This window comes from Ruegeria sp. YTSA219, assembly GCF_059609985.1.
Window position 1 is genome coordinate 1 of the sequence record NZ_JBXWMT010000027.1, and the last position, 9,042, is coordinate 9,042.

The window sequence follows — 9,042 nt, forward strand, 5'->3', positions numbered from 1 at the left end:
AAACCATCATCTCAATGGATCACAGGCCAATGATGCACTAACAATCAAATTGAACCAGTCAGATGAGGCTGCTCAACAAACAATCATTCATAAGGGAGTAGCAGTTGTTTTAGCCCTCGAAAAGTTTGATGTTAGGTTTGAAACTCTATCGCTTTGGGCTCACACTGGACGTCGAATGCGATGCAGCATCCGGTGATATGCTGCACCGGTCAACGTCGGGTTGTCGAAGTGGGAGGGAATGGCGGTTCGGAGGATCAGTCATGGAAACACCAAACTTACCCGCCATTCGCGCGCTTCGCCCGGCCTGAAACAAGGGCCGGATCGTAGGACAAAAGCGCCCTCTGAAACCAAAACACATCTGGGCGATCAGGGTTGGACTTGAGCTAGCCAAAATCCACCGGGACTTTGTCGTCTTCAATATGGCAATAGACAACAAGCTCCGAGGCTGCGATCTGGTCCGAATGCAGGTGGTCGATGTAATGGCCTCCGGACAGGTCAAGGAACGAGCCTCCGTTCTGCAGAGTAAGACGCAGAAGCCGGTGCGTTTCGAGATCTTCGAAGGCAGACGTTTGTCAGTCGCGAAGTGGATGGAAAACCCGCTGATGGTTGGTTCGGAATACCTTTGGCCTGGCCGGTTTCATGAACGACTTCATATATCAACGCGCTAATATACGCGGATCGTACGGGATTGGGTCACTTTGAAAGTGCCTTATTACGGGGCTTATAGTTTCCACGCTTCTTTGGTGCGGGTTCGTTGGCATCAACGATAGCAACCAGTTCAGCTATATTCCAGAGGCGATCAGTCAAACCCGCTTCCATTGGAGGTGTCACCTTTAACGTCTGATGCACCTTCACAGAGTTGTAGTACATGAAACGCAGCGCAACGGAGTGCATGCGGTTTTCAACCTTCTTGCTGAAACCACTTGTCAGGCGGGTAAAAGGGCGCATGGGCATACGCATGGTCAGGTTTTGACACTCAACATTCGACGTGCTGATCAGAGATTTGTCGGTGCGACCTGACCTAGCTCGCCAAGGTGACTTTGCAGAGCGTTGATCAATTGCGTGCGTTGCCGAGCCAACAATTCCCGGGACCGAAGAACCATCGCTGACGCCTAGGTCTCTTCACACTTCACAGCAACAATGCGCATCGTTGGTCGACTTGCAGCTTCACAGTTCTGCTTCTGCATCGTCCATATCGTTCTTCTGACGTTAGACGAATGGCTTCACGTGGCCGGATTGATCAGCCTGACTTTGTGACCCAAACGACCGATCTCGCGCGCCCAATAATGCGCACTGGTGCAGGCCTCCATTGCAAACACGCTACGCGGGAATTTGGCAAAGTACTCGAGGACCTGGCCCCTGCGCAGTTTCTTCTGAAGAACCGGGTGACCTGTTCTAGCCGCTCCGTGCACCTGGAACACATTCTTCGCCAAATCCAGGCCAATCATGCCAATCTCTTCCAGTGACGCCTCCATTCAGTTTGTTTGCAAACCCACAATGGCACACCGAGGCCAGCGGGGGCGTCTACACCTTCAGAACCGTTCAAGGGTCGTGTTGTGGCCAAGTCGTCGGTCCTGGGTGTGAGGTCAATGAATTTGCGCGACGACATGATCTACGGCCCAATCACCTGTCGACGTGGCAACGGTTGGCAATGGACGGCTATACGTCATCAGATGTATTGAGACAGATGGCGGTTTGGCTTTGTTGTGTCATCGCTCATCTGGTTTCAAGCAGCACGGATGGTGGCATTCCAGACGTCAAATAGCTCAAATCGTTTAAGAACGATGCGCTCAAACTATGATCTGGATCAAAATGTACCAGCCTCAGAACGATTATGCAGTAAACTCAGAAAAGGAATCAGAGATAGCCAGGTCAAAGCGATATGAGTCAACTGACCAGCCGACGCGTGTTTTTGGGCGTCACCGCATTCCGGGAGGACAGTAATCTTGTTCGACCTCCGGGTTCGGTTGTGCCTGGTTTTGCAGATCAATGCAGTAAATGTGGCGACTGTGTCGAGGCTTGCCCCGAAAGTGTGATTACCATTGGTCAGGATGGGTATCCGGTGTTTCAACCCACCGAGGGTCCCTGCACTTTTTGTGGGAGTTGCGCTCAATCCTGTCCCACGGATGCCCTGGACATAGAACGCCTGCAAAATTGGCCGTGGCGTGCGTCGGTCGAAGCTGCGTCCTGCCTGTCTGTCAATGGGGTCAGCTGTCGGGTGTGTCAGGACAATTGCGAACAAAACGCCATCAGCTTCAGGCTGCAACTGGGTGGCCGCGCGGATCCATCTTTAGACCTCGACGCCTGCACTGGTTGTGGGTCGTGTACGGTGTCCTGCCCGGTCAATGCCGTCACATTGAAACGCCAAACCATATCTCAAACGGAAGTCAGCCAATGAATATCTGCGGATGCCTTTTACATATCGCGCAAGCGCACACACTGGCAGCGTCCGAGGCAATGAAAGACACCGCCGGTGTCGAAATTCACGCCGAGGCCGAAGACGGCCGTTTCGTAATTGTTGTCGAAGACACGCCGACACGCCTTGCGTCCGAGATCATCATGGACCTGCACCAGATCCCCGGGGTGATTTCTCTGACGCTGACGTACCACCATTTCGAGGACATTGCGGACGGCCATCCGCATCCCGATGCCCCAAGCCAAACCACCAGCCGGAGGCCCACGCTATGACCATATCAGAAACTCGTCGGACATTCCTCAAGGCCTCAGCGGCCGCAGCTACGGCCTCTGCCGCAGGTATTCCTCTAGCCACTGGTCAGGCTGCCGCGCAGGTGGGCACCCCTGACATTCGCTGGGACAAGGCCGCCTGCCGGTTCTGTGGCACCGGCTGTTCTGTGCTGGTCGGCACCAAGGACGGGCGTGTTGTCGCCACTCAGGGTGACCCAGACGCGCCGGTCAATCGCGGGCTGAACTGCATCAAGGGCTATTTCCTGTCCAAGATCATGTATGGCAAGGATCGCCTGACCACCCCATTACTGCGCAAGACCAACGGCGAATATGACAAGAACGGTGAGTTTGAGCCGGTCAGTTGGGACGAAGCCTTTGACGTCATGGCTGCCAAATGGAAAGAGGCGCTGGCCAAGAAGGGCCCGACCAGTGTCGGCATGTTCGGGTCAGGCCAGTGGACGGTTTGGGAAGGCTATGCTGCTTCGAAATTGATGAAAGCCGGGTTCCGGTCCAACAATATCGACCCCAACGCGCGGCACTGTATGGCGTCCGCGGTCGTGGGCTTTATGCGTACCTTCGGAATTGACGAGCCGATGGGTTGCTATGACGATCTGGAACACGCGGATACTTTCGTGCTGTGGGGATCGAACATGGCCGAAATGCACCCGATCCTGTGGTCGCGCCTGACCGACACGCGCCTGACCAAGCCGGGATGCGAAGTGCATGTTCTATCGACATTCGAACATCGCTCGTTCGAGCTTGCCGATAATGGCCTAGTGTTTAACCCGCAGACCGATCTGGCGATCCTGAATTACATCGCCAATTACATCATTCAGAACGGCGCGGTGAACGAAGAGTTTGTCAACAAACACGTCAACATCACCAAGACCGCCACCGATATCGGTTATGGTCTGCGCGATACAAACACGCTGCAGCAAGAGGCAGAGAACCCAAACTCGGGCAAGCTCGAGACGATCAGCTTTGAAGAATACGCCGAGGCGGTCGCGCCTTATACGTTGGAATACACAGCCGAACTGTCTGGCGTGCCCGCCGATAAACTTGAGAAGCTGGCGCAACAATATGCAGACCCGAACCGCAAAGTGATGAGCTTGTGGACCATGGGCTTCAACCAGCACACCCGCGGATCGTGGGTGAATTCGCTGATGTATAATGTACACCTGCTGGTTGGTAAGATCTCAGAACCCGGCAACTCGCCTTTCTCGCTGACCGGTCAGCCCTCGGCCTGTGGAACCGCGCGTGAGGTGGGCACGTTCGCCCACCGCCTGCCTGCTGACATGGTGGTGGCAAATGACGAACACCGTCAGATTTGCGAAACCGCCTGGAATATCCCGGCAGGTACTATTCCACCTAAGCCCGGGTTCCATGCTGTCTTGCAGCACCGGAAGCTGAAGGATGGTGAACTGAATGCCTATTGGGTGCAGTGCAACAACAACATGCAAGCGGCACCCAATATCAACGAGGAAGGTTACCCGGGCTATCGCAACCCGGAAAACTTCATCGCAGTCTCTGACCCTTATCCAACGGTCACGGCTGTCTCTGCCGATTTGATCCTGCCCACCGCCATGTGGGTCGAAAAGGAAGGCGCCTATGGCAATGCGGAACGCCGTACGCAGTTCTGGCGTCAGCAGGTGAAAGCGCCAGGTGAAGCAAAATCGGACCTGTGGCAATTGATGGAGTTTTCGAAGCGCTTCACCGTTGAAGAGGTTTGGGATGAAGAGCTGCTGGCCAAGATGCCCGAACACCGCGGCAAGACAATGTATGATGTGCTTTACGCCAACGGATCGGTGGATAAGTACCCCCTAGCCGAAACTGCGGAAGGCTTTGACAACGACGAATCCGAGCATTTTGGGTTCTACGTTCAGAAAGGCCTGTTTGAGGAATATGCCGAATTTGGCCGTGGCCACGCACATGACCTTGCACCGTTCGAAACCTACCATCAGGCGCGCGGGTTGCGCTGGCCGGTCGTGGACGGGCAAGAAACCCTTTACCGCTTCCGCGAAGGGTACGATCCGTATGTGCCCGAAGGCGCGGATGTTAAATTCTACGGTCACAAGGACGGCAAGGCAAAAATCATCTTTGCCCCGTACGAACCCGCCGCAGAAGAGCCGGACGAAGAATATGACCTGTGGCTGTCTACTGGTCGCGTGCTGGAACATTGGCATTCAGGCTCGATGACACGCAGGGTGCCGGAACTGCACCGGGCGTTCCCGTCGGCAGTTGTCTATATGCATCCACAAGACGCCAAGGATCGCGGCCTGCGCCGCGGGCAGGAAATCGTGTTGTCGACCCGCCGTGGCGAGGTCACCAGTCGGGTTGAGACACGCGGGCGCAACAAGGTGCCGCGCGGCTTGGTCTTTATGCCGTGGTTTGATGAACACCAGTTGACCAACAAGCTGACGCTGGATGCAACCTGTCCGCTGTCGAAGGAAACCGACTACAAGAAATGCGCCTGTAAGGTCGAGCGCGCGTAATCGGCACGGATCGCAAAGGTAATCCCCATGCCCCTCGCCAAGACTCCTCTTTCGCCGAAACGTCGCCGCTTCCTTCAGGATACGGCGCGTGCGGCAGGCGGCTGTGTGGTCGCTGGGTCACTGCTGGCCTGGCTGGCCCGCGACGCCCGTGCATTGTCGGCCGAAGCTTTGCGCCCCCCCGGCGCGCTGCCAGAGCGGGAGTTCTTGTCGGCCTGCATTCGCTGCGGGCTGTGTGTGCGAGACTGCCCCTATGATACCTTGAAACTGGCCGAGCTTGGGTCGGATGCCGGAGCGACGGGCACGCCATATTTTACTGCTCGGGATGTGCCTTGTGAAATGTGCGACGATATTCCTTGTGTTGCCGCCTGCCCGACCGGTGCGCTAGATCCCACGTTGGATAACATTGACGATGCCAAAATGGGCGTCGCGGTTTTGGTCGATCAGGAAAACTGCCTGAACTTCCTGGGATTGCGGTGTGACGTTTGTTACCGTGTCTGCCCGGTGATTGACGAAGCGATCACGCTGGAAACAGCGCATAACGCCCGCTCGGGCCACCATGCAATGTTTATCCCAACCGTACATGCCGACCGCTGCACCGGCTGTGGCATGTGCGAAAAAAGCTGTGTTCTGCCAGAAGCCGCAATCAAGGTATTGCCGGCACGTCTTGCGCGGGGCAGCAGCGCGGATCATTACCGCAAAGGTTGGGAAGAAAAAGATGCCAAGGGCGCGCCGGTTGTTGAAGGCATAATCGACCTGCCCGACCGCCTGCCCGGCCCGGGGGTCGACAATCTGATCGCACCGGGTGGTTTTGAACCCGGCTATGATCTTCCAGGGGTGGGACAATGACCACCCGCACACATATGCCCATAGGCCAAGAAGCCGTGGCGGTCAAAGGCTGGGTCGGCGCGCATAAATACCTGATACTTCGCCGTATCAGTCAGCTGTTCTTTCTGGTCCTGTTCCTGTTGGGACCCTGGTTCGGCATCTGGGTCGTTACAGGTACCTTGGCAGGATCGCAGACCCTGGGTGTACTGCCGCTGACGGACCCATTCATCCTGTTGCAAAGCATCATCGCCGGGCATTGGCCGGCGATGACCGCTTTGATTGGCGGCTTGATCGTCATGGTGGCCTATGCGCTGGTCGGGGGCCGCGTCTATTGTTCGTGGGTCTGTCCGATCAACCCGGTGACCGACGCCGCCAACTGGTTGCACAGGCGGTTGGACTTGCCGAAAGGTTGGCAACCTAAACGGCGCACGCGGTTGTGGATATTGGCCACGGCGCTGATCGTCTCGGGCCTCACCGGCGTGATCGCATGGGAGATTATCAACCCAATCACCATGTTGCATCGCGGCCTTATCTTTGGGGCCGGATTTGTCTGGGTCATGGTCGTTGCGATCTTTGTCTTTGATGTGTTTGTCGCCCGTCACGGCTGGTGCGGCCACATATGCCCGGTCGGTGCGTTTTATGGCCTGATCGGCACCAAAAGCCTGTTACGGGTCAGCGCGGTTAACCGCTCGGCCTGTGACGATTGCATGGATTGTTATGCCGTATGCCCCGAAAACCACATCATTTCGCCCGCGCTGAAGGGCAAGCCGGGTGCCACGCCGCTGATCCTGTCAACCGACTGCTCAAACTGCGGTCGCTGTATCGATGTCTGTGCAGTTGATGTCTTCAAATTTACTCACCGGTTCGACGACCAAGTCGCCGCACCTTCCGATCCAGTTCCCGCGCCTGAACCGCGCGTAGCCAGACCTATTTAAGGGAGTGCCGAGATGAACAAGCCAATCCTCACAGGTGTCGTCGCCCTGATCCCCGTTATATTCCTGAGCGGGTTCGTCCTTGCGCAATCTGCGACGGTGCAAACCCTGCGTGGCGCCGAGGTGGATGAACCCATTCCGTTGGACCGGATTCACAAGAACGTGGAAGGACGGATGCAGCGCAACTATCGCCAGCAACCACCGCTTGTCCCCCACTCGATCGAGCAATACCAGATTGACGTGCGCACCAATCAATGCCTGTCCTGCCATGACTGGACCAAAGCCGGGGAACGCAATGCGCCGACCCTGTCGATGACCCATTATCTGGATCGTGACGGCAATGAGTTGGATCACATCGCCGGGACCCGTTATTTCTGCAACCAGTGCCACGTGCCTCAGGCAGATGCGCCTGCGTTGGTCGACAACGTGTTTGAACCCTCGTCTGGCAACTAATCCAACGCATGTCTGAAAGGAGCACCAAGATGGCAGACTCCCCCGAAAACCGCGGTTGGATCCGCCGCCTCTGGAACGCGATCTGGACCCCGGCTGTTATGTTCAGCTCGGGCTTTCTGATCCTCGCCGGGTTTCTGGCCGGTATTCTGTTCTGGGGTGGGTTCCACTGGACATTGGAACTGACCAATACCGAGGAATTCTGTACCTCGTGCCACACGATGGAAACCAATCTGGGTGAATACCGCGAGACGATCCACTATAACAACCACTCCGGTGTCCGCGCGATCTGTTCTGACTGCCACGTGCCACATGAATGGAACCACAAGATCAAGGCCAAGATCATGGCTGTTAAAGATGTCTATCACGAGCTTGCCGGAACCATCAGCACGCCTGAGAAATACGAAGCGCATCGGCTAAGTATGGCTTCGGCGGTCTGGAAAAAGATGAAGGCCTCTGACAGCCGCGAGTGCCGCAACTGCCATAACTTTGACTATATGGATTTCACCATTCAAGAAGCACGCGCTGCATCGGAACATCAGCGGGCAATTGACAACAACATGACCTGCATCGACTGCCACCAAGGCATCGCACACAGCCTGCCGCAGGGTTATCAGGAAGAATACCAGAAAATCACCGATGCGCTGGCTAATAAATCCGCAGGTAACTTGCAACAACAGGTTGCAGACGGCAGCGCAGAAATCCGGTCATACCTGACCACACAGTCGGACTGAAAAGGGGTAAGTTATGCTGGAACTTCTGGGAACAATCGGCGGCAACATCATCGGCCTTCCAGGCATTCTGGGCGTTGCGCTTGGCATGATGACGCGCCGCCTCTGGCTGGGGGCCATGATGGGCGGTTTGATCGGCATTGTTGGGACGCTGCTGTTTGCCCATTGGGACTTTGCCAATGTTGCAACGACCGAACTTTTGATCGCCATTGTTGTGGGTCTGTGTGCCGGGACACTGGGTTCTGCGATCCGTATCAAAGGGGCAACGGTCTAACAGAAAGACCGAAGCGTGCTGGGCAATGGCGGCGTAGTGATTGGTCCTTTACCCGATGCTCTGGGGTAGATAGCGGCTAGGTGCAGAAGGGCTCTGATGGAATGGACATCCCCTGATTTCTCATCTGATAGGTTTTCGAGATGGAAGCCGTCAGAACTATCGAGCAATCCGTGCCGAGGGACCATTGCTCGCGTTGGTGTAGATTTTCAGCTGCAGCCCACGCGCCACTGGAGCATTCGACCACGCCTTGCAATGGACAGGTATTACGACATCTAGCTGCAATAAAATAGATATCATATCAAACCCTTAAAGATAGTGTTTCAGCCAAATTGATTCAGGAAAGTAGGCCTCAATGAGTCCACCGCAGATTGATTCCATATCTTATTGCGCACAATGGCGCCCCTAAGCGCGTAATCCTAGGAACCATGATTGGCCTGGCAAGATCCGGGCTCTGCTTGTCCTACTCCCACCATTTTGTACTGCGGAAAAAAAACAACCTGTTCTGGCGCAAAAAGTAACAGCGCAGCCCGCACCGCCGCACTTGTTTTAGGGCCAGCAGGATTTGGACAAGCCAAACGCCTATGGACCGCACAAGACGCTGTACAATCGATGGAAACGGTGGAGCGACAAGGGCATCTTCGCGCGAATGATGG

The 9,042-nt window shown here is 55.7% G+C and carries 10 protein-coding genes and 3 pseudogenes; 11 read left to right on the forward strand and 2 right to left on the reverse strand.

The window, feature by feature from the left end:
- Window positions 1-196, forward strand: a 196-nt coding sequence (locus tag AC2FFB_RS19825) for a hypothetical protein (RefSeq protein ID WP_271952802.1), incomplete at its 5' end; no start/stop codon positions are given.
- Window positions 197-693: 497 nt separating this feature from the next.
- Here the strand turns inward: AC2FFB_RS19825 and AC2FFB_RS19830 are convergent.
- Together AC2FFB_RS19830 and AC2FFB_RS19835 are read right to left on the reverse strand one after the other, a co-directional pair.
- A pseudogene (locus tag AC2FFB_RS19830) lies at window positions 694-1,029 on the reverse strand (IS1 family transposase); the annotation flags it as partial.
- Window positions 1,011-1,475, reverse strand: a pseudogene (locus AC2FFB_RS19835) (IS110 family transposase); the annotation flags it as partial. The pseudogenes AC2FFB_RS19830 and AC2FFB_RS19835, both read right to left, overlap by 19 nt.
- Here AC2FFB_RS19835 and AC2FFB_RS19840 point away from each other — a divergent pair.
- The 10 genes and pseudogenes from AC2FFB_RS19840 to AC2FFB_RS19885 all read left to right on the forward strand — a co-directional run.
- Window positions 1,463-1,765, forward strand: coding sequence for a transposase (locus AC2FFB_RS19840; protein ID WP_496694684.1), 303 nt, complete (start codon window positions 1,463-1,465; stop codon window positions 1,763-1,765). The pseudogene AC2FFB_RS19835 and the gene AC2FFB_RS19840 overlap by 13 nt on opposite strands.
- Window positions 1,766-1,882: 117 nt before the next feature.
- Window positions 1,883-2,398 carry a ferredoxin-type protein NapF gene (gene napF, locus AC2FFB_RS19845; RefSeq protein WP_496875345.1) on the forward strand — a complete coding sequence of 172 codons (516 nt, stop codon included), beginning with the start codon at window positions 1,883-1,885 and terminating at the stop codon, window positions 2,396-2,398.
- Window positions 2,395-2,688: a chaperone NapD gene (locus AC2FFB_RS19850; RefSeq protein WP_496714476.1), complete on the forward strand. Its 294-nt coding sequence runs from the start codon at window positions 2,395-2,397 to the stop codon at window positions 2,686-2,688. The genes napF and AC2FFB_RS19850 overlap by 4 nt, the downstream gene beginning before the upstream one ends.
- Window positions 2,685-5,177: a nitrate reductase catalytic subunit NapA gene (gene napA / locus AC2FFB_RS19855; protein ID WP_496702287.1), complete on the forward strand. Its 2,493-nt coding sequence runs from the start codon at window positions 2,685-2,687 to the stop codon at window positions 5,175-5,177. The genes AC2FFB_RS19850 and napA overlap by 4 nt, the downstream gene beginning before the upstream one ends.
- Before the next feature lie 27 nt (window positions 5,178-5,204).
- Window positions 5,205-6,023 carry a ferredoxin-type protein NapG gene (gene napG / locus AC2FFB_RS19860; RefSeq protein ID WP_142640410.1) on the forward strand — a complete coding sequence of 273 codons (819 nt, stop codon included), beginning with the start codon at window positions 5,205-5,207 and terminating at the stop codon, window positions 6,021-6,023.
- The gene (gene napH, locus AC2FFB_RS19865) at window positions 6,020-6,937 is read left to right on the forward strand and encodes a quinol dehydrogenase ferredoxin subunit NapH (RefSeq protein ID WP_281996150.1); all 918 of its coding nucleotides are present in this window, start codon (window positions 6,020-6,022) and stop codon (window positions 6,935-6,937) included. The genes napG and napH overlap by 4 nt, the downstream gene beginning before the upstream one ends.
- A 12-nt stretch (window positions 6,938-6,949) precedes the next feature.
- On the forward strand, window positions 6,950-7,387 hold the full coding sequence (locus AC2FFB_RS19870) for a nitrate reductase cytochrome c-type subunit (RefSeq protein ID WP_185956760.1): 438 nt from the start codon (window positions 6,950-6,952) through the stop codon (window positions 7,385-7,387).
- Between the two features lie 29 nt (window positions 7,388-7,416).
- Window positions 7,417-8,118: a NapC/NirT family cytochrome c gene (locus AC2FFB_RS19875; RefSeq protein WP_185956761.1), complete on the forward strand. Its 702-nt coding sequence runs from the start codon at window positions 7,417-7,419 to the stop codon at window positions 8,116-8,118.
- A 13-nt stretch (window positions 8,119-8,131) separates the two neighbouring features.
- Window positions 8,132-8,389: a hypothetical protein gene (locus tag AC2FFB_RS19880; RefSeq protein WP_142640413.1), complete on the forward strand. Its 258-nt coding sequence runs from the start codon at window positions 8,132-8,134 to the stop codon at window positions 8,387-8,389.
- A 565-nt stretch (window positions 8,390-8,954) separates the two neighbouring features.
- Window positions 8,955-9,042 (forward strand): annotated as a pseudogene (locus AC2FFB_RS19885) (IS5/IS1182 family transposase); the annotation flags it as partial.

What these genes read in the sequence shown, in the direction of transcription:
- AC2FFB_RS19880 (WP_142640413.1), top strand. Translation starts at nt 8,132, where the DNA reads ATGCTGGAACTTCTGGGAACAATCGGCGGCAACATCATCGGCCTTCCA.
- napA (WP_496702287.1), top strand. Translation starts at nt 2,685, where the DNA reads ATGACCATATCAGAAACTCGTCGGACATTCCTCAAGGCCTCAGCGGCC.
- napH (WP_281996150.1), top strand. Translation starts at nt 6,020, where the DNA reads ATGACCACCCGCACACATATGCCCATAGGCCAAGAAGCCGTGGCGGTC.
- AC2FFB_RS19875 (WP_185956761.1), top strand. Translation starts at nt 7,417, where the DNA reads ATGGCAGACTCCCCCGAAAACCGCGGTTGGATCCGCCGCCTCTGGAAC.
- napG (WP_142640410.1), top strand. Translation starts at nt 5,205, where the DNA reads ATGCCCCTCGCCAAGACTCCTCTTTCGCCGAAACGTCGCCGCTTCCTT.
- AC2FFB_RS19870 (WP_185956760.1), top strand. Translation starts at nt 6,950, where the DNA reads ATGAACAAGCCAATCCTCACAGGTGTCGTCGCCCTGATCCCCGTTATA.
- AC2FFB_RS19850 (WP_496714476.1), top strand. Translation starts at nt 2,395, where the DNA reads ATGAATATCTGCGGATGCCTTTTACATATCGCGCAAGCGCACACACTG.
- napF (WP_496875345.1), top strand. Translation starts at nt 1,883, where the DNA reads ATGAGTCAACTGACCAGCCGACGCGTGTTTTTGGGCGTCACCGCATTC.